Annotated in this window: 24 protein-coding genes, 1 tRNA gene and 1 pseudogene; 19 read left to right on the forward strand and 7 right to left on the reverse strand. The window is 39.5% G+C overall.

Annotation, left to right across the window (positions count from 1 at the left end; all coding sequences use genetic code 11):
• The first annotated feature begins 17 nt into the window (after positions 1-17).
• Genes pseF through pseH form a run of 3 tightly spaced genes read left to right on the forward strand, consistent with a single transcriptional unit; the run spans position 18 to position 2,103 of the window.
• Complete coding sequence (pseF, locus tag J5F42_RS06700; RefSeq protein WP_283491261.1) at positions 18-707, forward strand: pseudaminic acid cytidylyltransferase; 690 nt, start codon at positions 18-20, stop codon at positions 705-707.
• Positions 698-1,564, forward strand: a complete 867-nt coding sequence (locus J5F42_RS06705; RefSeq protein ID WP_283491262.1) for a CMP-N-acetylneuraminic acid synthetase — start codon at positions 698-700, stop codon at positions 1,562-1,564. Before pseF ends, J5F42_RS06705 begins: the two co-directional genes overlap by 10 nt.
• A complete protein-coding gene (gene pseH, locus J5F42_RS06710; protein ID WP_283491263.1) occupies positions 1,561-2,103 on the forward strand; it encodes a UDP-4-amino-4,6-dideoxy-N-acetyl-beta-L-altrosamine N-acetyltransferase in 543 nt (180 codons plus the stop codon). The genes J5F42_RS06705 and pseH overlap by 4 nt, the downstream gene beginning before the upstream one ends.
• Here pseH and J5F42_RS06715 read toward each other — a convergent pair.
• Positions 2,036-2,974: a tetraacyldisaccharide 4'-kinase gene (locus J5F42_RS06715; RefSeq protein ID WP_283491264.1), complete on the reverse strand. Its 939-nt coding sequence runs from the start codon at positions 2,972-2,974 to the stop codon at positions 2,036-2,038. The genes pseH and J5F42_RS06715 overlap by 68 nt on opposite strands.
• Positions 2,971-3,753: an NAD+ synthase gene (locus tag J5F42_RS06720; RefSeq protein WP_078267541.1), complete on the reverse strand. Its 783-nt coding sequence runs from the start codon at positions 3,751-3,753 to the stop codon at positions 2,971-2,973. Before J5F42_RS06720 ends, J5F42_RS06715 begins: the two co-directional genes overlap by 4 nt.
• 84 nt (positions 3,754-3,837) lie before the next feature.
• Here J5F42_RS06720 and J5F42_RS06725 point away from each other — a divergent pair.
• The 9 genes and pseudogenes from J5F42_RS06725 (at position 3,838) to J5F42_RS06765 (ending at position 8,927) form a co-directional block, all read left to right on the forward strand.
• Positions 3,838-3,914, forward strand: a tRNA-Arg gene (locus J5F42_RS06725).
• Between the two features lie 87 nt (positions 3,915-4,001).
• Positions 4,002-4,994: a ketol-acid reductoisomerase gene (gene ilvC, locus J5F42_RS06730; RefSeq protein ID WP_283491265.1), complete on the forward strand. Its 993-nt coding sequence runs from the start codon at positions 4,002-4,004 to the stop codon at positions 4,992-4,994.
• Between the two features lie 23 nt (positions 4,995-5,017).
• Positions 5,018-5,824, forward strand: coding sequence for a septum site-determining protein MinD (gene minD, locus J5F42_RS06735; RefSeq protein ID WP_283491266.1), 807 nt, complete (start codon positions 5,018-5,020; stop codon positions 5,822-5,824).
• A complete protein-coding gene (gene minE, locus J5F42_RS06740) occupies positions 5,821-6,054 on the forward strand; it encodes a cell division topological specificity factor MinE (protein WP_000051418.1) in 234 nt (77 codons plus the stop codon). The genes minD and minE overlap by 4 nt, the downstream gene beginning before the upstream one ends.
• 6 nt (positions 6,055-6,060) lie before the next feature.
• Positions 6,061-6,861, forward strand: coding sequence for a DNA-processing protein DprA (gene dprA, locus J5F42_RS06745; RefSeq protein ID WP_283491267.1), 801 nt, complete (start codon positions 6,061-6,063; stop codon positions 6,859-6,861).
• Positions 6,858-7,262, forward strand: coding sequence for a Holliday junction resolvase RuvX (gene ruvX / locus J5F42_RS06750; protein WP_283491268.1), 405 nt, complete (start codon positions 6,858-6,860; stop codon positions 7,260-7,262). The genes dprA and ruvX overlap by 4 nt, the downstream gene beginning before the upstream one ends.
• 125 nt (positions 7,263-7,387) lie before the next feature.
• Complete coding sequence (locus tag J5F42_RS06755; RefSeq protein ID WP_097699365.1) at positions 7,388-7,858, forward strand: tetratricopeptide repeat protein; 471 nt, start codon at positions 7,388-7,390, stop codon at positions 7,856-7,858.
• Between the two features lie 186 nt (positions 7,859-8,044).
• Positions 8,045-8,383: pseudogene (locus tag J5F42_RS06760) on the forward strand (hypothetical protein).
• Positions 8,367-8,927 (forward strand): hypothetical protein, encoded by a 561-nt coding sequence (locus J5F42_RS06765; protein ID WP_283491269.1) that lies wholly within the window; start codon positions 8,367-8,369, stop codon positions 8,925-8,927. Before J5F42_RS06760 ends, J5F42_RS06765 begins: the two are co-directional and overlap by 17 nt.
• Before the next feature lie 143 nt (positions 8,928-9,070).
• On the opposite strand, the gene J5F42_RS06770 is transcribed toward J5F42_RS06765, so the two are convergent.
• From J5F42_RS06770 to pyrG, 3 genes are read right to left on the reverse strand one after another with little or no spacing between them, the layout of a single operon-like run.
• Positions 9,071-9,952, reverse strand: coding sequence for an RluA family pseudouridine synthase (locus J5F42_RS06770; protein ID WP_283491270.1), 882 nt, complete (start codon positions 9,950-9,952; stop codon positions 9,071-9,073).
• Positions 9,952-11,502, reverse strand: a complete 1,551-nt coding sequence (gene recJ / locus J5F42_RS06775; protein WP_283491271.1) for a single-stranded-DNA-specific exonuclease RecJ — start codon at positions 11,500-11,502, stop codon at positions 9,952-9,954. Before recJ ends, J5F42_RS06770 begins: the two co-directional genes overlap by 1 nt.
• A gap of 8 nt (positions 11,503-11,510) precedes the next feature.
• On the reverse strand, positions 11,511-13,127 hold the full coding sequence (gene pyrG / locus J5F42_RS06780) for a glutamine hydrolyzing CTP synthase (RefSeq protein WP_283491272.1): 1,617 nt from the start codon (positions 13,125-13,127) through the stop codon (positions 11,511-11,513).
• Between the two features lie 258 nt (positions 13,128-13,385).
• On the opposite strand from pyrG, the gene J5F42_RS06785 reads away from it, so the two are divergent.
• Genes J5F42_RS06785 through J5F42_RS06815 form a run of 7 tightly spaced genes read left to right on the forward strand, consistent with a single transcriptional unit; the run spans position 13,386 to position 22,039 of the window.
• Positions 13,386-14,048: a phosphatase PAP2 family protein gene (locus J5F42_RS06785; RefSeq protein WP_283491273.1), complete on the forward strand. Its 663-nt coding sequence runs from the start codon at positions 13,386-13,388 to the stop codon at positions 14,046-14,048.
• Positions 14,049-14,091: 43 nt separating this feature from the next.
• Positions 14,092-15,795, forward strand: coding sequence for a flagellar basal-body MS-ring/collar protein FliF (gene fliF, locus J5F42_RS06790; protein WP_283491274.1), 1,704 nt, complete (start codon positions 14,092-14,094; stop codon positions 15,793-15,795).
• A gap of 12 nt (positions 15,796-15,807) precedes the next feature.
• On the forward strand, positions 15,808-16,839 hold the full coding sequence (gene fliG, locus J5F42_RS06795) for a flagellar motor switch protein FliG (RefSeq protein ID WP_000201863.1): 1,032 nt from the start codon (positions 15,808-15,810) through the stop codon (positions 16,837-16,839).
• Positions 16,826-17,602, forward strand: a complete 777-nt coding sequence (gene fliH / locus J5F42_RS06800) for a flagellar assembly protein FliH (RefSeq protein ID WP_078240905.1) — start codon at positions 16,826-16,828, stop codon at positions 17,600-17,602. Before fliG ends, fliH begins: the two co-directional genes overlap by 14 nt.
• A gap of 2 nt (positions 17,603-17,604) precedes the next feature.
• Positions 17,605-19,455: a 1-deoxy-D-xylulose-5-phosphate synthase gene (dxs, locus tag J5F42_RS06805; protein WP_198973048.1), complete on the forward strand. Its 1,851-nt coding sequence runs from the start codon at positions 17,605-17,607 to the stop codon at positions 19,453-19,455.
• A gap of 20 nt (positions 19,456-19,475) precedes the next feature.
• Positions 19,476-21,266 (forward strand): translation elongation factor 4, encoded by a 1,791-nt coding sequence (gene lepA, locus J5F42_RS06810; protein ID WP_097699366.1) that lies wholly within the window; start codon positions 19,476-19,478, stop codon positions 21,264-21,266.
• Positions 21,267-21,280: 14 nt separating this feature from the next.
• The gene (locus tag J5F42_RS06815; RefSeq protein ID WP_001052087.1) at positions 21,281-22,039 is read left to right on the forward strand and encodes a protein NO VEIN domain-containing protein; all 759 of its coding nucleotides are present in this window, start codon (positions 21,281-21,283) and stop codon (positions 22,037-22,039) included.
• Positions 22,040-22,582: 543 nt separating this feature from the next.
• Here the strand turns inward: J5F42_RS06815 and J5F42_RS06820 are convergent.
• Both J5F42_RS06820 and J5F42_RS06825 read right to left on the reverse strand, forming a co-directional pair.
• A complete protein-coding gene (locus J5F42_RS06820) occupies positions 22,583-23,392 on the reverse strand; it encodes a flagellar hook-basal body protein (protein ID WP_001179205.1) in 810 nt (269 codons plus the stop codon).
• Positions 23,393-23,445: 53 nt separating this feature from the next.
• Positions 23,446-24,726 carry an MFS transporter gene (locus J5F42_RS06825; protein WP_077654148.1) on the reverse strand — a complete coding sequence of 427 codons (1,281 nt, stop codon included), beginning with the start codon at positions 24,724-24,726 and terminating at the stop codon, positions 23,446-23,448.
• Positions 24,727-24,826 lie beyond the last annotated feature (100 nt).

Genomic DNA, 24,826 nt, shown 5'->3' on the forward strand with positions numbered 1-24,826 from the left:
AAAGAGCAAAGCCTAGCATGAGAGCGATCGCTATTGTTTTAGCCAGAAGTTCTAGTAAGAGGATCAAGAATAAAAATATTATTGATTTTTTCAATAAACCCATGCTCGCTTACTCTATTGAAGCGGCGCTAAATTCCAAGCTTTTTGACAAGGTGTTTATCTCTAGCGATAGCATGGAGTATGTGAATTTAGCTAAAAATTATGGGGCGAGTTTTTTGAATTTGCGCCCTAAAAATTTAGCGGACGACAGGGCCACGACTTTAGAGGTGATGGCCTATCACATGAAAGAATTAGAGTTAAAAGATGAAGATATTGCGTGTTGTTTGTATGGCGCTTCAGTGCTTTTGCAAGAAAAACATTTAAAAAACGCTTGTGAAACTTTAAAACAAAATCAAAATGCGGATTATGTTTTCACATGCTCTCCTTTTAGCGCTTCGCCCTATCGTTCTTTTAGCCTTGAAAACGGCGTTCAAATGGCTTTTAAAGAGCATTCAAACGCGCGCACGCAAGATTTAAAAACGCTCTATCATGACGCAGGGTTGCTTTATATGGGGAAGGCTCAAGCCTTCAAAGAAATGCGGCCTATTTTTAGTCAAAATTCTATCGCTTTAGAATTATCGCCCTTAGAAGTCCAAGATATTGACACTTTAGAAGATTTAGAATTAGCCAAGCTCAAATACAGCCGTTTGAAAAACGCATGCCAGTAAAAATTTTGTGCGATGCGTTTGTAACAAGCGGTTTAGGGCATGTGAGGCGTTGTGAAAAAATCCTTTCTTTTATAGAAAAATTAGGGGTTGAAGCAAGCCTTTATTTATATAAGCAAAACGATATAAGCGCTTTTTTAGAGGGCGTTGGCAATGATGATTTTTTGATTATGGATAGCTATTGTTTAAATTCAAAGGATTTTTACCTTTTAAAAGAAAAAGCCAAAAGCCTTATGGTGATAGAAGATGAAGAGCATGCTAAGGGGTTTTACCCTAAAAACACTAAGATCCTAAATTTCACGCTGAACGCCTTAAAACACTATAACCATGCGTCTAAAGATCATTATTTGGGGGTGGGGTTTTACCCTGTTGATGCTCGTTTTATTTATGAGCGCCCTATCAATACAGCAAACAAAGAAGTGCTAATCACTCTAGGGGGGAGCGAGCAAAAAACGCTCAAAGAGATAGTCAAAATTTTAGAAAATAAGAATGTGAATTTGCATATCATTTCACCTTATACGCCTAAAAATCCTCCCAAAAACGCGTGCTATTACAGCCCTTTAAGCCCTTTAGAGTTCAGTTCTTTGATGAAATTTTGCGCTTGCGCTATTAGCGCTTCTGGTCAAACCCTCTATGAATTAGCCCTTTCTCAAACGCCCTCTCTTATCCTTCCCATTGCTTCTAATCAAATCATTCAAAGCCAAGAATTTGAAAGTTTGGGTATTTTCAAACAAACGAGTTTAAAAACTTTAGCTAGAGATTTTGAAAATTTACAAATTCAAAAAAATCAAGCCTGGGCAAAAACCCTAGCCTTTGGGAGTGAGCTAGAGGGCGCATTAAGGGAGTTTTTAGAAATTTGAAAAAAAATTATTCTTATAAAAATATCCAAGCGATTGATTTTACCCATTTAAACGATGGAGAAAAATTGTTGGTTTTAGAGTTTCGCAACCACCCAAACACTGCTTTATGGATGTATAGCGCTTTTATTTCTTTAAAAACGCATTTGCAATTCATAGAAGATTTAAAAAACTCACCCAACCACCGCTATTTTTTGTTTAAAGAAGAGGGCGTTTATTTAGGGGTTGGCTCTATCACTAAAATCAATTTTTTTCATAAGCATGGGTATTTGGGGATTTATAAAAACCCTTTTTTGAAAAATGGGGGAGAAACGATTTTAAAAGCTTTAGAATGCATCGCTTTTGAAGAGTTCCAATTGCATTCTTTGCACTTAGAAGTGATGGAAAACAATTTTAAAGCGATCGCTTTTTATGAAAAAAACCATTATGAATTAGAGGGGCGTTTGAAAGGCTTCATCTTTAAAGATAAGGAATTTATAGACGTTCTTTTGTATTACAAGGATAAGAAAGGATATAGTGATCAATCCTCTCTAAAATCTTAGGATCAATTTCTAGTTTTAAATCCAATACGCTTAAAGGCAATTTACAATCTTGTAATTTGACGAGATCTTTTGAAGTAACCAATAAGGAAGTGGCGTTATTTTGATAAAACTCTTTTTCTAAAAGCTCCAAATTAAAAGGGGCATGGTCTCTAAAATACAATTTTTTAACCACTTCTTTGGGTAAAAATGCATCAAGCCTGCTGGGATTAGCGATAGCCGTTACTAAAAGCATGCGTTTGGTGGGGTGAGAAATAGAGGTGATTCTTTTATAATCCTTATCTTCTGTAACGACTAAATGGGCTTCTTTATAGCTTTTAATATTTTCTCTATACAACCCGCTAGGCAAACAAAAAGGGTAGTAGGGGGGGATTTTAGGCTTTAAAAGCAAATTGAACTGGTTGAAATTAAACCTAAAACCATCGTCTAAAAACACGATTTTTGCCCCTAATTCAAGGGCTTTTAAAACGCCTAACTCTCTTTTTTCGCTTACAATCACGCTCGCTTGTTTTAAATTTAAGGCCAAAAGATAGGCTTCATCGCCCGCTGTTTTTTGAGGAACTAAAATGTTTCCTTTAACGCTCACCACCACCAAGCCTTTAGAATCTCGTTGATACCCTCTAGAAACAATAGCCACTTCTTGGTATCTTGGAGCAATCTCTAAAATAAAGGGCGTTTTACCGCTTCCCCCAGCGATGAGGTTGCCTATGCTGATAAGGGGGATTTTAAAATCATGCTTTTTAGCGGTTTTTCGTTTAATTGTGGCAATAAATTGATAGATTAAAGAAAAAGGATAGAGCGCGAAAATCAACCCCTTTTGCAAAAGAGTGGGGGCGTAAAAATAGCGTTCTAAAAAGGGTTTATCGCTTTTCATTCAGGGTTAAATCGTTTGGCGATAGTGGGTAATTCTAATTTAAAAGCGTTTTTTTGGATACGGCTTATGATGCTTTTTACTAAAATTTCATCATGGCCTAGTTGGGTGAGCGTTTCTAAATGGATGGGCTTGTTTTTGAACAACGCTTCAATATCCTTCAATAAAGGATCAATCACGCTATAAGGATAGCCCAAATCTTTTTCATCGCTTTGCCCCACAAATAAATCCGCGCTGGGGGGTTTATTTAAAATCTTTTTAGGGATATTTAAACGGCGAGCGAGTTCATAAACTTCGGTTTTAAATAATTCCCCAATCGGGTTAATCGCGCACGCCAAATCCCCAAATAAAGTGCCATAGCCTAGCATTCTTTCGCTTTTATTGCTCGTGCCAATGACTAAAGAATCGCTTTTTAAAGAATAATCGTATAAAAAAGCCATGCGCAATCTTGCGCAAAAATTCCCCTTTCTAGTAAGGCTCGCGTCTTTAAAATGAGAGCCAAAAATTTTATCATAGGGAGCGATAGAATATTCTGTATAAGGGATAGAAAATTTTTCGCACAAAGTTAAAGCATCTGTTTTACTTTCTGGCATAGAGACTGAAGAGGGCATTAAAAGGGCATGGGCGTTTTCTTTAAAAACTTTTTGGCATAGCACCCCAACGACCGCGCTATCTAGCCCCCCACTCAGCCCGTAAACGACTTTTTTAAAGCCTTTTTTTTGAACTTCTTTTTCTAAAAAATCGCATAGATAAGCGATGAGTTTTTGGTAATCTTTTTGCATGCCTTAAATTATAATAGAAAAAACGCATCGTTTAAGTGAAAAATTAGCTTTTCTTGCTATAATCATCGTTTCACTCCTTTAAAAGTGCTCGTAGCTCAGCTGAATAGAGCAACAGGTTGCGGTCCTGTAGGTCGGGGGTTTGAATCCCTCCGAGCACACCATTTCTTAACATTCTGCATGTTTTTAAACATTATCGCTCCCATTATGGTAAAATAAATACTTGCTTAAACACGCTAGGAGATTTGATTTTGGCATTACCCGTTTATTATGATAAAGACATTGATTTAGGCGTTATCCAATCCTTACAAGTGGGCATTATTGGCTATGGCGCGCAAGGAGAAGCCCAAGCGCTCAATTTGAGGGACTCTAAAGTAAAAGTGCGTATTGGCTTGTATCAAGGGAGTTTGAGCGTTTCAAAAGCAAAAAAAGAGGGCTTTGAGGTGCTAGGAGTCAAGGAATTAGTCCAACAATCGGATGTGATCATGGTGTTACTCCCGGATGAATTGCATAAGGAAGTGTTAGAAAAAGAAGTGATCCCTTTTTTAAAAGAGGGGCAAATTATAGGCTTTGCTCATGGTTTTAGCGTGCATTTCAATCAGGTTGTTCTCCCAAAAGGCGTTGGCGCGATTTTAGTTGCGCCAAAGGGGCCAGGGAGTGCTTTAAGAGAAGAATACCTTAAAAATAAGGGCTTATACCATTTGATCGCCATAGAGCAAGAAAATTCAAAAAATAACGCTAAAGCGGTGGCTTTAAGCTATGCTAAAGCGATGGGCGGAGGGAGAATGGGGGTTTTAGAAACAAGCTTTAAAGAAGAATGCGAGAGCGATTTATTCGGCGAGCAAGCGGTTTTGTGCGGGGGGTTAGAAGCGATTGTGAGAATGGGGTTTGAAACTTTAATTAAGGCAGGATACCCTGAAGAATTAGCCTATTTTGAATGCGTGCATGAAGTGAAATTAGTGGCGGATTTATTGCATTATAAGGGGGTAGAGGGCTTAAGGAAACACATTTCTAACACTGCTGAATTCGGGGCGATTAAAGCTAGAGAGCCTATGGGAAATCTGTTAGAAAAACGCATGCAAAAAATCTTAAAAAAGATTCAAAACGGCTCATTCGCTAAGGATTTTTTACTGGAAAAGAGCTTGAATTACCCCAGGTTAAACACAGAGAGGAAAGCCCTTAAAGAGACTAAAATAGAACAAATTGGGGAAATTTTACGCGCCCCATTCAATCATAAAAAATAAATCATTAAATTAAAAGGAATCATATGGCAATAGTAGTTACTATCACTTCAGGTAAGGGGGGCGTGGGTAAAAGCACCACCACGGCTAATTTAGCGATCGGCTTGGCTGAGAGCGGTAAAAAGGTCGTAGCGGTTGATTTTGACATAGGCCTTAGGAACTTGGATATGATTTTAGGCTTAGAAAATCGCATTGTTTATGATGTGGTGGATGTGATGGAAAAAAATTGCAACCTTTCGCAGGCTTTAATCACGGATAAAAAGACTAAAAACCTTTCTTTTTTAGCGGCTTCACAAAGCAAGGATAAAAATATTTTAGATAAGGAAAAAGTAGCGATTTTAATCAACGCTTTAAGGGCGGATTTTGACTATATTTTGATTGACTCACCGGCTGGGATTGAAAGCGGTTTTGAGCATGCGATTTTGCATGCAGACATGGCGTTAGTGGTGGTAACGCCAGAAGTGAGTTCCTTAAGGGATAGCGACAGAGTGATTGGCATTATTGACGCGAAGTCCAATCGGGCCAAAAGGGGCGAAGAAGTGCATAAGCATTTGATAATCAATCGCTTAAAACCTGAGTTAGTGGCAAATGGCGAGATGATTCCTATAGAAGGAGTGCTTAAGATTTTGTGCTTGCCTTTAATTGGGATCATTCCTGAAGATCACCATATTATTTCAGCGACCAATAAGGGCGAGCCGGTGATTCGCACGGACTGCGAGAGCGCGAAGGCTTACCAACGCATCACCAGACGGATTTTAGGCGAAGAAGTGGAATACGTGGAATTTAAGGCTAAAAGAGGCTTTTTTAGCGCGTTAAAAGGGATATTTTCATGAGTTTGTTTGATTTTTTTAAAAACAAAGGGAGCGCGGCTACTGCAACCGATAGATTAAAATTGATTCTAGCCAAAGAGCGCACCTTAAATTTACCCTACATGGAAGAAATGCGTAAAGAAATCATTGCTGTTATTCAAAAATACACTAAATCTTCAGACATCCATTTCAAAACCCTTGATACAAACCAGAGTGTGGAAACGATTGAAGTGGAGATTATACTGCCTAAATAGTTTAAAATGAAAAGCCATTTCCAATACAGCGTGCTAGAGAATATCCCTAAAGCCTTTGACATTCTCAAAGACCCCCCTAAAAAGCTCTATTGTGTGGGCGATACCAAGCTTTTAGAAGTGCCTTTAAAAGTAGCGATCATAGGCACAAGAAGACCCACCCCTTACAGCAAGCAACACACCATCACTCTGGCCAGAGAGCTTGCTAAAAATGGCGCGGTTATTGTGAGCGGAGGAGCGTTGGGCGTGGATATTATCGCTCAAGAAAACGCCTTACCAAAAACCATCATGCTTTCGCCTTGCAGTTTGGATTTGATCTATCCTACGAACAACCATAAAGTGATCCAAGAAATCGTGCAAAACGGCTTGATTTTAAGCGAATACGAAAAGGATTTCATGCCCATTAAAGGCTCTTTTTTAGCGAGAAACCGCCTGGTGATCGCTTTAAGCGATGCGGTGATTATCCCCCAAGCGGATTTACAAAGCGGCTCTATGAGCAGCGCGAGATTAGCCCAAAAATACCAAAAGCCCTTATTTGTTTTGCCCCAACGCCTGAATGAGAGCGATGGCACTAATGAGCTTTTAGAAAAAGGGCAGGCTCAAGGGATATTTAATATTCAAAATTTTATAAACACCCTTTTAAAAGACTACCATTTAAAAGAAATGCCTGAAATGGAAGATGAATTTTTAGAATATTGCGCCAAAAACCCTAGCTATGAAGAAGCGTATCTCAAATTTGGGGATAAGCTTTTAGAATACGAGCTGTTGGGTAAGATCAAGCGCATCAATCACATTGTGGTGTTAGCATGATTTTAGCGTGCGATGTGGGGCTAAAACGCATTGGAATCGCTGCGCTTTTAAACGGCGTTATCTTGCCTTTGGAAGCGATTTTACGCCACAACAGAAATCAGGCCTCTAGGGATTTGAGCGATTTATTGAGAGAAAAAAGCATTCAGGTGCTAGTGGTGGGCAAACCCAATGAAAGCTATGCGGATACGAACGCCCGCATTGAGCATTTTATCAAGCTTGTAGATTTTAAGGGCGAAATCGTTTTTATTAATGAAGATAACTCCAGCATAGAAGCCTATGAAAATTTAGAGCATTTGGGTAAGAAAAACAAGCGACTCGCTATCAAAGACGGCCGGTTAGATTCTTTGAGCGCTTGTAGGATCTTAGAACGCTATTATCAGCAGGTTTTAAAAAATCATTAGATCTGATTGCAATTTGATTATAATAAAGTCTAAATTTTTTAATAAAAAGGAGAGCATCATGTTAGGGAATTTCAAAAAAGCGATTTTTAGGGTTTTATGCTTGGGTTTATTGGGGGGGGGGGTTAATGGCAGAGCCAAACCCTGAAGAGCTTTTTGATTTGGGTATGCTGAGTTATGACAAGCAAGATTTTTCTAAAGCTAGGAAGTATTTTGAAAGAGCGTGTGGTTTGAATAATGGTAGTGGTTGTAATAATTTAGGGGTGCTTTATAGAGATGGTCAAGGAATAGAAAAAAACTTAACAAAAAAAGCCGCTCAATTTTACTCTAAAGCATGCGATTTGAATAATGGTAGTGGGTGTAGTGGCTTAGGTTTTCTATATGGAAGTGGGGAGGGGGTGAAACAGGACTCAAAAAAAGCTGTCGCTCTGTATGAAAAATCTTGCGATTTGAATATTAGTAGGGGGTGTGGTGCTTTAGGAGTTCTATATTATAATGGTCAAGGGGTGGAAAAAAACTTAACAAAAGCCGCTCAATATATCTCTAAAGCTTGCAAGTTAGGAGATCAAAAGGCATGCGAGGTGCTCAAAGAAAAATAAGGGACAAAAAGCATGCGATAGTCTCACCTAGAAACTATCCCACAAAAGCCCTATTTTAGGGGGTTAGAACATCGCCAAAATGCCCCCTATTCTTTTAAGAAAATATTTTTACTAGAGAGTTTTAATCTTTTTTTGGTATCCTTTTAGGGGTCACTAGTCTTAAAAACTCTTTAAAAACGGATAACCATGAAAATTATGCATCAAGTCAAGGATTTTTTAGATTTTTGCAAACAAACGATCCACAAAAATTCTAATGAAGCGTTTCAAAAAACCAAACGAGCGCTTTTTAAAGAAAAATCTCAAAAAATCAGGGAGCAAGCGGTTAAAATCGTAGAAAAACGCTTGGCAAAAGAGGGCATGCAATTGAGCGATTTTAATGAAGAATAATTAAAAATCATGTTTGAAGCTGAAGAAAAAAGGTTGTTAGAGCAAATCCATGCTAAAGAATTGAAAGAAAAACAAGAAAAAACCACCAAGCATTTTAAAGAAGTTTGGGAAAAGGGCGACAATGAACAAGAAAAATAGCGTAATTTCTGGTTTGATGAATTTTTTTAGCGAAAAGAATGAGCGCTGGCTGTTAGCCCACAGGCACACGAGAGGGTTTGTGATAGTGGCATGGCTTTTTAGGTTTAAAAGCATTGCGTTTTCTATTTTCATCACTTTGTTGGTTATTTTAGTGGATATTTGGGTTTATAGCGATGTGCGCCAGTTTTTATTGGACACTTCTAGCCCTTTTATTTGGCTTTTAATCGCTTTACTAATCAAGTGGGGCGTGATTGTCATAAGTGCACGTAAATGCTACCAATTCAGCCAAAAAATGTTTACGCTCATTCAAAGAAAAAGGCAAATCAGAGAGAATTTAAAAAACCGCTCCAACTACAAAGACACTAAAAATTTTGAAAAACTCTCTAGCATCGCTGAAGAAATCATTTCAAAAAAACAAGAAGAGTCCCGCCACAAAGAAGATTCTAATCATGAAAACCATAAAGACAAGCTTTCTAACATTACTGAAGAAATGATTCTCAAAAAACAAGAGGAATTGAAAGCTAGAAAGGATAAGGGGGATTGAAAAGAGCGTGGAGTGCTTTAGCTTATTGACCGAAGAAAACATTCAAGAGGGTTTATTTAAAGGGTGCAGAAAACCTTAATCAAAAAAACCCCCCCAATAAAAATAATCAATAAAATAATCAGGGGATAATCAATAAAAAAGGGTCAATCTTTTAAAAAGGGCATGAAGCGTTCAGGCATGGGGGAGGTGATCTCATAGAACGCTTTTTTAAATTCAAACCCCAGACGAAACGCATGGAGCATGAGTAATGGGGCGTTGTTTTCACGCTTTAATTGAAGGTATCCTCTCGCTTCTTCATCAACCACCCCATAAAGCCCCTCACCCACAATCCTATGCCCCACGCTGCTTAAATGCAAGCGGATCTGGTGCGTGCGCCCGGTGAGTGGGGTGATTTTGAGTAGGCTTATATCCAAAAAAGGGTTATAGCTTAAAGGCTCAACAAGCGTGATTGAAGGCTTGCCTAAAGGAGAAATTTTAGATCGAATGCACAAGTCTTTTTGAATGTTTTGTGGCGTTAGAATGGGTTTGTCTATTTTCATGCTTTTTTCAACCAACCCATGCACTAGCGCTAAATAAGTTTTTTTCACTTTTTTTTGCATGAAAAGCGCTTTTAAATCCTTAACGCTTTGTAAAGTCTTGCCCGCTAAGACTAACCCGCTCGTTTCATAGTCCAGTCTGTGGGCTGGGTGGGCGTTTTTGCCAAAATGCGATTGGATACAATCTAATAAGCTTTCATGGTAAAAATAGCCTTTAGGGTGGGTATAGACTTGAGTGGGTTTGTCAAACACGCCAAAATCTTTCGTTTCAAAAACAAGCTTTTCTTGTTTTTCATTAGGCTTGAAATAAATCAAGCGAACGACCCCTTGAATGATTTGAGATTTACGCACGGCTTGTTGGTTTTGTTTTAAGCGTTGCTTGTCAAGGTGGCGTTGGGCTTCTTTTAGAGAGCATTTTAAAACATCGCGCACCAAAAACAAGGCTTTGGTGGGTTTTAAAATTTCAAATTCTTCTTCAACAAAAGGCACTATAATAAACTTTTAACAAACATTTTTGGCTCATTAGAACACTCATCTAATTCCACGCTAAAAATCGCGCTCACCTTTTCGCCCGCTTTCAAAAACCGCTCAGCGTTAAAATAAATAGCCTCTTTGACGCATTCTTTATCCTTAAAACGCAAAACCTGGTGGCTTTCTTTAATGATTTTTTCTTCTATGACTTCTAAATTTTTTGCTTGGAATAGGGGTTCAGGGTTTTCTTGCCCATAAGGTTCGCCCGTTTCTATAATCTCTAAAAGCTCTCTGTCAATGTCTTTTAATTTGAGCGTTAAAGGGGGTTCTGTTTCACAAAAAGGCAAGACTTTAAAATCAAAATTTTCTAAAGTTTCAAAGAGCGAGATGATATTGTTTTTTCCAACGCTCAACCCGCAAGCTTGCCTATGCCCTCCATATCCGAGCAACAAAGAAGAAACCCCATTCAAAGCGTCAATGAGATCAATATTTGGAGAGCTACGAGCGCTCCCCTTATACACCCCTTCTTTAAAAGTGAAAACCAGGCTTGGCTTTTGGGTGGCTTCCACTAATTTTGAAGCCACAATCCCAAGCACGCCCTCATGCCAATTATCCTTAAAAGCGACGATAATTTTTTCTCCAACCATCGCATGCTTAAAGGCTTCTTCAAAAACCTGCTGTTGGATCATTTTACGCTTCAAATTGCATGCTTTCAAGCGTTCATACAAAGAATAGCCATCTTGAAAATTATTCGCGCTTAAAAAATCCAGGGCTATTTTAGCGTCTTGCATGCGCCCTGCGGAATTGATTAAAGGGGCGATATTAAAAGAAATATCGCTCGCTTTTAAAGAGCGTTTTCTAAAAACTTCTCTTTGGCGTAAAAACCCCATCGCCCCTAAGGATTCTTTTTGTAAAAAATACAAGGCTTTAGAAACCAAAAAGCGGTTAAAAAAAGTCAAAGGCATCATATCAGCAATAGTCGCCACGCCCGCTAAGCATAGCAACTCGCTAGAATGGCTTTTTTCTTTTCCTAAAAGCTTGTGGATTCCATAGCACAAATAAAACGCCACTAACGCCCCGCACACTTCCTTTTGGATAAAATCACAATCCGGTCGCTTGGGGTTGATCACTGCATAAGCGTCTGGAATTTTATCATGGTGCAAGCAATGGTGATCGGTGATGATAAGGGTGTAATTTTTTTCTTTGCAAAATCGTGCAGCTTCAAAGGCGTTAATCCCGTTATCCACCGTGATGATTAAAGGGGCGTGGTGTTTTTCTAAAAACTTTTTAGAAATCCCATAACCATCCATGAAGCGATTAGGGATTGCAATGCGCACATGCTTATAGTTCAGGCTTTCAAAGAATTTTGCCATGATAGCAGAGCTAATCACGCCGTCAGCGTCATAATCGCCCACCACTAAAATTTCTGTGTTTGCGCGCATGGCTTCTATGATTTTGAGCGCGGCTTTTTTCAAGTCTTTAAATAAAAAGGGGCTAGGAAACCCTTTTTCATTGTAAGCGATAGAAGCCAATCGCTCTTTGATTTGAGCTTTAAGCTTTTGTTTCATTTGTTAGATTAGGATTTAGAAAGAGCGCTCTTAATGAAATCCAAAATAATAGGGTTAGGGCTTTGCAACCTAGAGGTAAATTCCGGGTGGAATTGCACCCCCACAAAGAACGGGTGATGCTCTAACTCAATCGCTTCAATCAAATGATTCGCTCCAAAACCCACCACTTTCAAGCCCTTATTTTCCCACTCTTGGCGGTATTTGGGGTTGATTTCATAACGATGGCGGTGTCTTTCTTTAATGCTAGGCTTTTTATAAGCTTTTTCTAACAAGCTATTAGGCATGATTTCGCATTCGTATTCGCCTAATCGCATGGTGCCTCCTAAAGGCGAATTATAGGTACGCACCTGTTTTTGGTGGTTTTGATCCATAAAATCTTCAATCAAATACACCACAGGGTATTCGCAGCGTTGGTTAAATTCCGTAGAGTTAGCCCCTTTTAAACCTAAAACATTGCGGCAAAACTCCACGATCGCTAATTGCATGCCCAAACAAATCCCTAAAAAGGGGAGTTTTTCCACCCTAGCCCTTTGAATGGCGCAAATTTTGCCCTCAATCCCCCTTTCTCCAAAGCCCCCCGGCACTAAAATCGCATCAACGCCCTCTAAATCCGTCTTTTCATTAAAATTCTCGCTATCCAGCCATTCAATATTGACTTGCGTATCCAAATGCGCGCCCGCATGGATTAAGGCTTCAATCAAGGATTTATAAGATTCTTTTAAGCTTAAATACTTGCCCACAAAACCAATTTTGACTTTGTGTTTAGGAGCGATAATCTTTTCTACTAAAGTGTTCCAAGCCGCCATTTTGGGGTGTAGTTTATTCAAATTAAAGCGTCTGGCAATGGGGGTTAAAATGCCTTCTTGCAAGAAAAGAATAGGGCATGCGTAAATGCTTTTAGTGTCTGTGGCGACAATCACGCTGTCTTGCTCCACATCGCAACTCAAAGCGATTTTATTTTTCAACTCTTTATCCAAAGGCTTAGGCGATCGCGCCAAAATGATTTGAGGGGTTACGCCAAGACGCCGTAATTCTTGGACGGAATGCTGCGTGGGTTTGGTTTTTAGCTCGTTAGTGGTTTGGATATAGGGGATCAAGGTTACATGCACATTGATGACTTTTTCATTCCCTAATTCCAGTTTAAGCTGGCGGATCGCTTCCAAATAAAACATGCCCTCCATATCGCCCACGGTTCCGCCCACTTCCACGATTAAAAAATCCAACCCCTTAGCCGCGCTTTTAATGCGCCTTTTGATTTCATCGGTTACATGGGGGACGATTTGAATGGTTTTGCCTAAATATTCCCCTTTCCTTTCGTTTTCTATCACGCTTGAAAAAATCTGCCCGGTAGTGAAATTATTCAACCTCGTTAAATTCCTGTTCAAAAAGCGTTCATAATGCCCAATGTCTAAATCCGTTTCAGCGCCATCGCTAGTCACAAACACTTCCCCATGCTCTAAAGGGCTCATGGTGCCTGGATCAATATTAATATAAGGATCGATCTTCAAAATAGAAACCTGGTAATTGCAATGCTGTAAAAGCGTAGCGATTGAAGAAGATGAAATCCCTTTCCCTAGAGAGCTTAACACGCCCCCTGTAACGAATATAAATTTGGCTCTATCCATAAGTTATTGCGTTCCTTTGATTTTTACTTCTTAAAATTGTAGTCTAAAAAGGGTTAAAAAGCTTTAAAAGAGGGCAAAAATTAAAGCGATTTCAAAAAAAAAAAAAAACAATTTCAGTTTCTTATTAGTTAGGTTTGATTAAAATAAAAAGCTTTTATGCGTTTAAACTTCATTGTCTTAAATTTTTTAAGAGCGATTTTAAAGTTCGTTGGCGTATAATATCCATTTTGAATGAACTGACTAAAAGGGTTTTAAATAATGGCTGAAAATTCTTTCAAAAATGTTTCTGCACAATCCAAAGTATTTTTCTTATTACCAGTTAAAACCCTGTTTCTTTTAGGAGGCGTTTTTAGCGCGTTTTTCATCCTTATTGCTGGCTTGGTTTTTTTTGATTATGCTAATTCAATGGACCATGCGATTTTTAGCTTGATGCGTTCAAATTCTTCTAACCCTATTTTAGATCAAACGCTCCGACGCGTTGTTTTTTTAGGTTCTTCTCAATTCGTGTTACCTTTGAGCTTGTTGGTGGGGGTGTTTTTAAGCCTGTATCGCAGAAATTTAGCGCTTGGGGTGTGGTTTGTGCTAAGCGTGATCTTATTTGAAGCCCTTTTGGAATCTTTAAAACATCTTTTGGCGCATTCCATTCAGTGGCTTTCGCACAGCGCTAATTTCCCTAGCGCTATTGCGCTTTCTTTGACGCTATTTTATGGGTTGCTTGTTTTATTGATACCCCATTTGATCACGCATCAAATATTTCAAAACATTCTTTCTTGTAGTTTGCTTGGTTTGATTCTTTTAATAGACTTAGCGCTGATTGTTTTAGGGGTGTCTTTTAGCAGTGTTTTAGGAGGGGTTTGTTTAGGGGCGTTAGGGGCTTGTTTTTCCATAGGGATTTATTTGAGCGTGTTCCAAAAGATCTAAGCGAACGGCTTAAAAGAATAAAAATTTTATCAAGGTTTTAATATTGGATTTAAAGGTATTATTGCAACGGATTGTTGATTTTTTCATCAAGCTCAATAAAAAGCAAAAAATCGCCCTGATTGCAGCTGGGGTTTTAATCACGGCTTTGCTCGTGTTTTTGTTGCTCTATCCCTTTAAAGAAAAAAACTACACGCAAGGGGGTTATGGGGTTTTATTTGAAGGTTTAGACTCTAGCGATAACGCTTTAATCTTGCAGCACCTCCAGCAAAACCAAATCCCTTATAAAGTCTCAAGAGATGACACCATTCTTATCCCTAAAGATAAAGTGTATGAAGAAAGGATCACGCTGGCTTCTCAAGGGATCCCTAAAACGAGTAAAGTGGGCTTTGAAATCTTTGACACTAAAGACTTTGGGGCGACTGATTTTGATCAGAACATCAAACTCATTCGCGCCATTGAGGGGGAATTGTCGCGCACGATTGAAAGTTTAAACCCCATTTTGAAAGCCAATGTGCATATTGCAATCCCTAAAGACAGCGTGTTTGTGGCTAAAGAAGTGCCTCCTAGTGCTTCGGTGATGCTCAAACTCAAGCCTGACATGAAGCTTTCACCCACTCAAATTTTAGGGATTAAAAATTTAATCGCTGCAGCTGTGCCTAAACTCACGATAGAAAATGTGAAAATCGTGAATGAAAACGGCGAATCAATAGGCGAGGGCGATATACTAGAAAACTCCAAAGAATTAGCCCTAGAGCAATTGCATTACAAACAAAATTTTGAAAACATTTTAGAGAATAAGATTGTCAATATCTTAGCCCCTATTGTGGGGGGTAAAAACAAGGTGGTCGCAAGGGTCAATGCGGAGTTTGATTTCAGCCAAAAGAAAAGCACTAAAGAGACTTTTGATCCCAATAATGTTGTAAGGAGCGAGCAAAATTTAGAAGAAAAAAAAGAAGGCGCTCCTAAAAAACAAGTCGGCGGCGTGCCTGGGGTTGTGAGCAATATCGGGCCTGTGCAAGGATTGAAAGACAATAAAGAGCCAGAAAAATACGAAAAGTCTCAAAACACGACCAATTATGAAGTGGGTAAAACCATTAGCGAGATTAAGGGCGAGTTTGGCACTTTAGTGCGTTTGAATGCGGCGGTTGTGGTGGATGGCAGGTATAAAATCGCGCTTAAAGATGGGGCAAACACTTTAGAATACGAGCCCTTGAGCGATGAATCGCTTCAAAAAATCAACGCTCTAGTGAAACAAGCCATTGGCTATAATCAAAATAGAGGCGATGATGTGGCGGTGAGCAATTTTGAGTTTAACCCTATGGCGCCTGTGATTGATAATGCTACTTTGAGCGAAAAAATCATGCACAAAACTCAAAAAATCTTAGGCTCATTCACGCCTTTAATCAAGTATATTTTAGTGTTTATAGTGCTATTTATTTTCTATAAAAAAGTGATTGTGCCTTTCAGCGAGCGCATGCTAGAAGTGGTGCCTGATGAAGATAAGGAAGTGAAATCCATGTTTGAAGAAATGGATGAAGAAGAAGATGAATTGAACAAACTGGGCGATTTGAGGAAAAAAGTAGAAGATCAATTAGGGCTTAATGCAACCTTTAGCGAAGAAGAAGTAAGATACGAAATTATTTTAGAAAAGATTAGAGGGATCCTTAAAGAACGCCCTGATGAAATCGCCACGCTCTTTAAACTCCTAATCAAAGATGAAATCTCTTCAGACAGCGCGAAAGGTTAAAAAAGGTTAAAAATGGCAACCAAGCTTACCCCCAAACAAAAGGCTCAATTAGACGAACTTTCCATGAGTGAAAAAATCGCTATTTTACTCATTCAAGTGGGCGAAGACACCACAGGCGAGATTTTAAGGCATTTAGACATTGACTCTATTACAGAGATTTCTAAGCAAATCGTGCAATTAAACGGCACGGACAAGCAAATCGGCGCGGCGGTTTTAGAGGAATTTTTTGCGATTTTCCAGTCTAACCAATACATCAATACCGGCGGTTTAGAATACGCTAGAGAGCTTTTAACCAGGACTTTAGGGAGCGAAGAAGCCAGAAAAGTGATGGACAAACTCACTAAAAGCTTGCAAACGCAAAAAAACTTCGCTTATTTAGGCAAAATCAAGCCCCAACAACTCGCTGATTTCATCATTAACGAACACCCTCAAACCATTGCCTTGATTTTAGCCCACATGGAAGCCCCTAATGCGGCTGAGACTTTGAGCTATTTCCCTGATGAAATGAAAGCGGAAATCTCCATTAGAATGGCGAATTTAGGCGAAATATCGCCCCAAGTGGTTAAAAGGGTTTCCACGGTGTTAGAAAACAAACTAGAATCGCTCACCAGTTATAAAATTGAAGTGGGCGGTTTGAGAGCGGTGGCTGAAATCTTTAACCGCTTGGGCCAAAAGAGCGCTAAAACCACGCTCGCTCGCATTGAAAGCGTGGATAACAAACTCGCCGGCGCGATTAAAGAGATGATGTTCACTTTTGAAGACATTGTGAAATTGGACAATTTCGCTATCAGAGAGATTTTGAAAGTAGCGGACAAAAAAGACTTGTCTTTAGCCTTAAAAACTTCCACGAAAGATTTAACCGATAAATTCTTAAACAACATGAGCAGTAGGGCTGCAGAGCAATTTGTAGAAGAAATGCAATATTTAGGGGCGGTTAAAATCAAAGATGTGGATGTGGCCCAAAGAAAGATCATTGAAATCGTGCAGAGCTTGCAAGAAAAAGGCGTGATCCAAACCGGTGAAGAGGAAGATGTCATTGAATAGCCGTAAAAACTTGATCCAAAAAGATCATTTGAATAAGCATGACATTCAAAAATACGAATTTAAGAGCATGGCAAATTTACCTCCTAAAACTAATCCTAATGGCGCGTCTTTAGAAACGCCTAACCTAGAAGAGCCTTTGGAAAAAAAAGCGATAGAAAACGATTTGATTGATTGCTTATTGAAAAAAACCGATGAGCTTTCAAGCCATTTAGTGAAATTGCAAATGCAATTTGAAAAAGCTCAAGAAGAGAGCAAAGCTTTGATTGAAAACGCTAAAAACGACGGCTATAAAATCGGCTTTAAAGAGGGCGAAGAAAAAATGCGTAACGAACTCACTCACAGCGTGAATGAAGAAAAGAACCAGCTTTTGCATGCAATCAGCGCTTTAGATGAAAAAATGAAAAGCTCAGAAAATCATTTAATGGCTTTAGAAAAGGAGTTGAGCGCGATTGCGATAGATATAGCTAAAGAAGTGATCCTTAAAGAAGTGGAAGACAACAGCCAAAAAGTAGCCCTCGCTTTAGCTGAAGAGCTTTTAAAAAACGTTTTAGACGCAACGGATATTCATTTAAAAGTCAATCCCTTGGATTACCCTTATTTAAACGAGCGTTTGCAAAACGCTTCTAAAATCAAATTGGAGAGCAATGAAGCTATTTCTAAAGGAGGCGTTATGATCACTAGCTCTAACGGGAGCCTTGATGGGAATTTGATGGAGCGCTTTAAAACGCTCAAAGAAAGCGTGTTGGAAAATTTTAAGGTGTGATTTTGCAAAATAAAACTTTTGATTTAAACCCTAATGATATTGCAGGCTTGGAGTTGGTGTGTCAAACGCTGCGGAATCGTATTTTAGAAGTGGTGAGCGCTAATGGGGGGCATTTAAGCTCTTCTTTAGGGGCTGTGGAGCTGATTGTAGGCATGCATGCCTTATTTGATTGCCAAAAAAACCCTTTCATTTTTGACACTTCGCACCAAGCTTACGCCCACAAGCTTTTAACCGGGCGTTTTGAAAGCTTTAGCACTTTAAGGCAATTTCAAGGTTTGAGCGGCTTTACTAAACCCAGCGAGAGCGCATACGATTATTTCATTGCCGGGCATAGTTCCACTTCGGTGTCCATAGGCGTTGGGGTGGCTAAAGCTTTTTGTTTGAAACAGGCGTTAGGCATGCCCATAGCTTTACTAGGCGATGGGAGTATTAGCGCGGGGATTTTTTATGAAGCCTTAAACGAACTGGGCGATAGGAAATACCCCATGATCATGATTTTGAACGATAATGAAATGAGTATCAGCACGCCTATTGGAGCCTTATCCAAAGCCCTTAGCCAGCTGATGAAAGGCCCGTTTTATCAGTCTTTCCGCTCTAAAGTTAAAAAAATCTTAAGCACCTTACCTGAAAGCGTGAATTACTTAGCGAGCCGTTTTGAAGAATCTTTCAAGCTCATCACCCCGGGCGTGTTTTTTGAAGAATTAGGCATTAACTATATAGGGCCTATTAATGGGCATGATTTGAATGCGATTATTGAAACCTTGAAATTAGCCAAAGAGCTTAAAGAGCCGGTGCTAATCCATGCGCAAACCTTAAAGGGCAAAGGCTATAAAATCGCTGAAGGGCGGTATGAAAAATGGCATGGGGTGGGGCCTTTTGATTTGGATACCGGCTTGTCTAAAAAATCCAAAAGCGCGATTTTATCGCCCACTGAAGCGTATTCTAACACCCTTTTAGAATTAGCCAAAAAAGATGAAAAAATCGTAGGCGTAACTGCGGCGATGCCTAGCGGCACAGGATTAGACAAACTCATTGACGCTTACCCTTTGCGCTTTTTTGATGTCGCTATCGCTGAACAACACGCCTTAACTTCTAGCAGCGCTATGGCTAAAGAGGGGTTTAAACCTTTTGTGAGTATCTATTCTACTTTTTTGCAAAGGGCTTATGATTCCATTGTGCATGACGCTTGCATTTCTAGCTTGCCGATTAAATTAGCCATTGATAGGGCTGGGATTGTGGGCGAAGATGGCGAAACGCACCAAGGGCTTTTAGATGTGTCGTATTTGCGCTCTATCCCCAACATGGTCATTTTTGCCCCACGAGATAATGAGACTTTAAAAAACGCCGTGCGTTTTGCCAATGAACATCATTCAAGCCCTTGCGCGTTCCGCTACCCTAGGGGGTCGTTTGCGTTAAAAGAGGGGGTTTTTGAGCCTAGCGGTTTTGTTTTAGGGCAAAGCGAATTATTGAAAAAAGAGGGCGAAATTTTACTCATTGGCTATGGTAATGGCGTGGGGCGGGCGCATTTAGTCCAACTGGCTTTAAAAGAAAAAAACATAGAGTGCGCGCTGTTGGATCTCAGGTTTTTAAAGCCCTTAGATCAAAATTTAAGCGCCATCATTGCCCCTTATCAAAAGCTCTATGTTTTTAGCGATAATTACAAGCTTGGGGGGGTGGCTAGCGCGATTTTAGAGTTTTTGAGCGAACAAAATATTTTAAAGCCTGTTAAAAGCTTTGAAATCATTGACGAATTTATCATGCATGGGAACACCGCTTTAGTGGAAAAATCCTTAGGCTTAGACACGGAGAGTTTGACTGACGCTATTTTAAAAGATTTAGGACAAGAGAGATGAAAGAAAAGACGCCTACGCCAATGAAAAATATCCGCAATTTTTCCATTATCGCTCACATTGACCATGGTAAAAGCACTTTAGCGGATTGTTTGATTTCTGAATGCAACGCTATCAGCAACAGAGAAATGACGAGCCAAGTGATGGACACTATGGATATTGAAAAAGAAAGGGGCATTACGATTAAGGCTCAAAGCGTGCGCTTAAATTACACTTTTAAGGGGGAGGATTATGTGTTAAACCTCATTGACACCCCAGGGCATGTGGATTTTAGTTATGAAGTGTCGCGCTCTTTGTGTTCGTGCGAAGGGGCGTTATTGGTGGTGGATGCCACTCAAGGCGTGGAAGCGCAAACCATTGCGAATGTTTATATCGCTTTAGATAACAATTTAGAAATTTTACCGGTGATCAATAAAATTGATTTGCCGAATGCGAATGTTTTAGAGGTCAAACAGGATATAGAAGACACGATAGGGATTGATTGCTCTAATGCTAATGAAGTGAGCGCTAAAGCTAAGCTTGGCATTAAAGATTTGTTAGAAAAAATCATTACAACCATTCCTGCCCCTAGCGGTGATCCTAACGCTCCCTTAAAAGCGCTCATTTATGATTCATGGTTTGACAATTATTTAGGGGCGCTAGCGTTGGTGCGTATCATGGATGGGAGCATCAACACTGAGCAAGAAATTTTAGTGATGGGAACGGGTAAAAAACATGGCGTTTTAGGGCTATACTACCCTAACCCTTTGAAAAAAATCCCTACTAAAAGTTTAGAATGCGGCGAGATTGGCATTGTGAGTTTGGGGCTAAAAAGCGTTACGGATATTGCGGTGGGTGATACGCTCACAGACGCTAAAAACCCTACCCCTAAACCCATTGAAGGCTTTATGCCGGCTAAACCCTTTGTTTTTGCGGGGCTTTACCCTATAGAAACGGACCGGTTTGAAGATTTAAGGGAAGCGTTATTGAAACTCCAGCTTAACGATTGCGCTTTAAATTTTGAGCCTGAAAGCTCTGTGGCGCTTGGCTTTGGCTTTAGGGTGGGCTTTTTAGGGCTATTGCACATGGAAGTGATTAAAGAAAGGCTGGAGAGGGAATTTGGCCTTAACCTCATCGCTACCGCTCCCACGGTGGTGTATGAAGTGCATTTGACGGATAATATCATCAAATACGTCCAAAACCCTAGCGAATTGCCCCCTGAAAACCATATCGCTTGCATCAAAGAGCCTTTTGTGAGAGCGACGATCATCACGCCGAGTGAATTTTTGGGTAATTTAATGCAGTTATTGAACAATAAAAGAGGCATTCAAGAAAAAATGGAATATTTGAACCAATCTCGTGTCATGCTCACTTATTCCTTGCCGAGCAACGAAATTGTGATGGATTTTTATGACAAGCTCAAATCTTGCACTAAAGGGTATGCGAGCTTTGATTATGAGCCGATAGAAAACAGAGAGGCCCATTTAGTGAAGTTGGATGTGAGAGTGGCAGGCGATGTGGTGGATGCGCTTTCTATCATCATAGATAAAAACAAGGCGTATGAAAAGGGGCGAGCTTTAGTGGAAACGATGAAAGAGCTTATCCCAAGACAGCTTTTTGAAGTCGCTATCCAAGCGAGCGTGGGGAATAAGATCATCGCCAGAGAGACGATTAAATCTGTCGGTAAGAATGTAACGGCTAAGTGCTATGGGGGCGATATTACACGAAAAAGAAAACTCTTAGAAAAGCAAAAAGAGGGCAAGAAACGCATGAAAGCTATCGGTAAGGTGGAGCTTCCCCAAGAAGCGTTTTTGGCGATATTAAAGATTGATTAGGGCGTTTAGCTTCTATGGCAAAACATAAGAACTATGAAATTTTAAATCTCATAGGCTATGCTTTGGCAAAATTTGATAATGATTTTATTAAAGAATTTGGCTTTTCTACTAAAAATGCTTTTTTTGAATATTGCGTCCAAATTGGCCTAGCTGACACGACTGGCGTTATCAAAAATCGCATGGATTTATTTGATTATTTTTTTCCTAACAAACGCAAAGGTTGGTGGCAAAAAGGTGATGCCTATATCCATAGAAAATTATGGATTGATAGTTTGCTTGAAAAAGAAAGCGTTAAGGGTTTTAGCCATATTGTGAAATTGTTTTTGCAAGAACAATACGGCGTCAAAGATTTAGGCATTACCCCTAACGCTTACCTCAAAACCCGCTATAAAAGCATGCAAGAAACAGGTTTGGAAGCCGAATTATATTTCTTAAACCACTATAAAAACATCAAAATATTCTCTTGTGGGCATTTAAAAGACATGCGTCTTTTTGGCGATGGGTATGACTTCTATATTCAAACCAACAAGCAAGCGTTTTTAGTGGAAGTTAAGGGGATTAGAGAAAAGCAAGGGACATTGAGATTGACCCAAAAAGAATACGAACAAGCACAAACTTATAGCCATGATTATGTGCTTGTAGTGGTATTGAATTTAAGTGAAAAACCCCATCTTTTATCCATTGCTAACCCCTTAAAACATTTAGAGTTTAAGGCATGCGAGAGAAAGCAAAAAAGCATTTTGGAATACCACTTAATAGGGCAAATAAAATAGCTTTACAAAGAGTTTGTCGCAACTCCAACACTATAAAGAGAATTGGCAAATTTTGATTGACTTGGCGTTGGAGTAAAAATATAAAATTACATTTATAAATAAAAAAAGACCTCTTTAGATATGGTGTTGGTTATGCTAAAAGGGCATAATCAAATTACAAAAAAAACGACTTGCTAAAGCTTAGTGGAAGCAGAAAGAAATTTTTACAAGCTTTTAGAATGGCTCTATCTTAAAATGGACGCTGATAATAAAGTGGATAATAAAAAAGCTTGATTTTAATGGGGTGATAAAAGCACTAAGGGAATTAGAGATCAAGCCGACACTCTCTAACCATTACAGAAACGGCTATAGCGTCTCAAACCTTAATGGGATTAGATCCTATCACAAACGAGTTTAAAACACAAAAGCCACAACGAACTGAACAATAAAAAAGAAAAAATAAACATGCAAACACATGCATGCATAGAAATTTTTCACAAGTTAAAGAGGCAAAAGAAATTTTTGAAGACTCGCAAGCCAAAAACAATCCTAAACCATTCGCTCTTAAGCTTTTGTAGCGAGTTTGTTGATCGCTTCAGCGTTCATGTCATCTTGATGGGTTTTTAGCACTTTAGAATACATGTCCAAAAAGCGGTTGATTTCAATCAAAGCACTCATCTCACGCACTGCATTGACATTGCTTTTTTCTAGCATGTATTGTTTTAACGCGCCAGAGTCAGAGACTTGATGGATGCCTTCGCCCTGATAGGTATAAAGGTTTTGCCCTATCTTTTTAAGGTTTTTAGGTTCGCTAAAACTCACTAAAGCTAACGCGCCCGCTTGAATTTGGGCTTCATTATCCCTAAAAGTGATTCCACCATTTTGATCCACTTCAATTTCAGCGTCAGGCATGAGCATGATCCCTCCTTTTTCGTTCAAGCCAGAGCGTGAAAGCACCTTAAAGCCATTAAGAGTAACTAAAAAGCCGTCTTTATCCACGCTGAAATGCCCGTCTCTGGTATAAGCGACGCCCTCATTAGTTTGTATCGCAAAATAGAGGTTAGGGCTTGTTAGGGCAAAATCCAGGGGGTTATGCGTTTCTTCAAACGCGCCAAGACTCCTATCCGTATAGATTTCTGATAAAATAGGCACACGATTGAGGTTGCGGTTTAGATACTTCGCGCTCGCTTTGGTTTGATCTTCTAAGGGCAGTTGCTCTCGGTATTGTTGGTAAAGCCTTAAAAAATCGCCTGTAATCGCATCGTCTCTTTTAAAGCCATTAGTGTTTAAATTAGCTAAATTATTAGAGGTTAAATCCAAGCGGTTAAATTGTGTCGCCATAGCCCCTGTGGCCGCATAATACCCATTTTGCATGCAAGAATCCTTTTAAAAGGAAAAATTATAGCAAAAATTAAATAAAAACAGATTCATTCCAAATAGGTTTTTTTAGGGAATATGATAACCATAACCATAAAGATAACAATACTAAACATGACATAGCCCACAAACCCCGCTTCAAAACCATGCTGTTTGAACTCTAACGCTACATAACTCGCGCTCCCTCCAAAAAGCGCATTGGCGATCGCATAGGCTAGACCCACGCCAAGCGCTCGCACATGTTCAGGGAATAATTCCGCCTTAATGACCCCAGCAATGCAAGTGTAAAAACTCATGCTGCTCAATGCGAGTATTTCATAAAATAGGGCTTCATACACGCTAGTGGCATGCTTGATACCATAAAAGACAACAGGCGTTACAATAAGCCCTGTGATAGCAAAAACCATCAGCATTTGGGTGCGTTTGATTTTATCCGCAAGCATCCCGCATAAGGGCTGTAAGAAGATGAAATAAGAGAGCGCTAAAAGCATGATAAAACTGCTTTCTTTAGGGCTGAATGATGAGCTGTTGGTTAAAAAGATTTTTAAATACACCGTAAAAGTATAAAAACACAAACTCCCTCCCATAGTTAGCCCAAAGACTATCATTAAGGCTTTTTTATGGTTGAGCAATTCCTTTAAACTGCCTCTTTGGGTTTCTTCTTTAATGGTGGTTTTGGGAGTTGTTTTACTATCCATGGTTTCTTCCATGATATTTCTTAAAAAGAGCGAGAGTAGGGCTAATATACCCCCTAAAGCGAATAAATAACGCCAAGCAAACGCACTGATTTGCTCATGCGTGTAAATGTTTTCAACAATAAAGAGTGAAAAAATAGCTAAGAGCTGCCCTCCAACTAAAGTTACATATTGAAAAGAGCCATAAAAACCTTTTTTACCATTCCTGCCTAATTCAGAGAGGTAAGTAGCGACCACGCCATATTCTCCTCCCACGCTAAAGCCCTGTAAAAGCCTGGCTAATAATAAAAACAAGAACGCCCATTCCCCTACGATTTCTTTAGTGGGGAGCAATGCGAGCATGAAAGAACCTAGCGCCATAAGGATAATGGAATACACCATAGAAGTTTTACGCCCCTTTTTATCCCCCAATTTACCAAAAAACAAACTCCCCAAAGGGCGCATGAAAAACCCTAGCATGAAAACCAAAAAAGCTGAGATGAGCGCTAAAGTGGGGTCGTTCGTGTGGGTAAATTCCTTAGCAAAATAAGGCGCTAAGAACGCATAAGCGTAAAAGTCATACCATTCCACTAAATTACCTGAACTAGCGGCTAAAAGGGATTTTAAGGGTTTTTTGGTGGCGGGTTGGGGGTTCATGGCTATCCTTGAATATGAAATTTTTAGGTAATTTTACTAGGAGTTAGGGAAACCACAGATAATATTTGATTAATAGATGAAAGGTTGGTATCGTTTGTAT

It is taken from the genome of Helicobacter pylori (assembly GCF_030062585.1).
Taxonomy (GTDB): Bacteria; Campylobacterota; Campylobacteria; order Campylobacterales; family Helicobacteraceae; genus Helicobacter; species Helicobacter pylori_CN.

Bases quoted from the DNA above. Each gene is read 5' to 3' on its own strand.
- J5F42_RS06825 (WP_077654148.1), bottom strand. From the start codon at position 24,726: ATGAACCCCCAACCCGCCACCAAAAAACCCTTAAAATCCCTTTTAGCC.
- pyrG (WP_283491272.1), bottom strand. From the start codon at position 13,127: ATGGATAGAGCCAAATTTATATTCGTTACAGGGGGCGTGTTAAGCTCT.
- fliH (WP_078240905.1), top strand. From the start codon at position 16,826: ATGTCATTGAATAGCCGTAAAAACTTGATCCAAAAAGATCATTTGAAT.
- minE (WP_000051418.1), top strand. From the start codon at position 5,821: ATGAGTTTGTTTGATTTTTTTAAAAACAAAGGGAGCGCGGCTACTGCA.
- J5F42_RS06785 (WP_283491273.1), top strand. From the start codon at position 13,386: ATGGCTGAAAATTCTTTCAAAAATGTTTCTGCACAATCCAAAGTATTT.
- J5F42_RS06815 (WP_001052087.1), top strand. From the start codon at position 21,281: ATGGCAAAACATAAGAACTATGAAATTTTAAATCTCATAGGCTATGCT.
- pseF (WP_283491261.1), top strand. From the start codon at position 18: ATGAGAGCGATCGCTATTGTTTTAGCCAGAAGTTCTAGTAAGAGGATC.
- ruvX (WP_283491268.1), top strand. From the start codon at position 6,858: ATGATTTTAGCGTGCGATGTGGGGCTAAAACGCATTGGAATCGCTGCG.
- minD (WP_283491266.1), top strand. From the start codon at position 5,018: ATGGCAATAGTAGTTACTATCACTTCAGGTAAGGGGGGCGTGGGTAAA.
- fliG (WP_000201863.1), top strand. From the start codon at position 15,808: ATGGCAACCAAGCTTACCCCCAAACAAAAGGCTCAATTAGACGAACTT.
- lepA (WP_097699366.1), top strand. From the start codon at position 19,476: ATGAAAAATATCCGCAATTTTTCCATTATCGCTCACATTGACCATGGT.
- J5F42_RS06755 (WP_097699365.1), top strand. From the start codon at position 7,388: ATGGCAGAGCCAAACCCTGAAGAGCTTTTTGATTTGGGTATGCTGAGT.
- J5F42_RS06720 (WP_078267541.1), bottom strand. From the start codon at position 3,753: ATGCAAAAAGATTACCAAAAACTCATCGCTTATCTATGCGATTTTTTA.
- dprA (WP_283491267.1), top strand. From the start codon at position 6,061: ATGAAAAGCCATTTCCAATACAGCGTGCTAGAGAATATCCCTAAAGCC.
- J5F42_RS06820 (WP_001179205.1), bottom strand. From the start codon at position 23,392: ATGCAAAATGGGTATTATGCGGCCACAGGGGCTATGGCGACACAATTT.
- J5F42_RS06765 (WP_283491269.1), top strand. From the start codon at position 8,367: ATGAACAAGAAAAATAGCGTAATTTCTGGTTTGATGAATTTTTTTAGC.
- J5F42_RS06705 (WP_283491262.1), top strand. From the start codon at position 698: ATGCCAGTAAAAATTTTGTGCGATGCGTTTGTAACAAGCGGTTTAGGG.
- recJ (WP_283491271.1), bottom strand. From the start codon at position 11,502: ATGAAACAAAAGCTTAAAGCTCAAATCAAAGAGCGATTGGCTTCTATC.
- J5F42_RS06715 (WP_283491264.1), bottom strand. From the start codon at position 2,974: ATGAAAAGCGATAAACCCTTTTTAGAACGCTATTTTTACGCCCCCACT.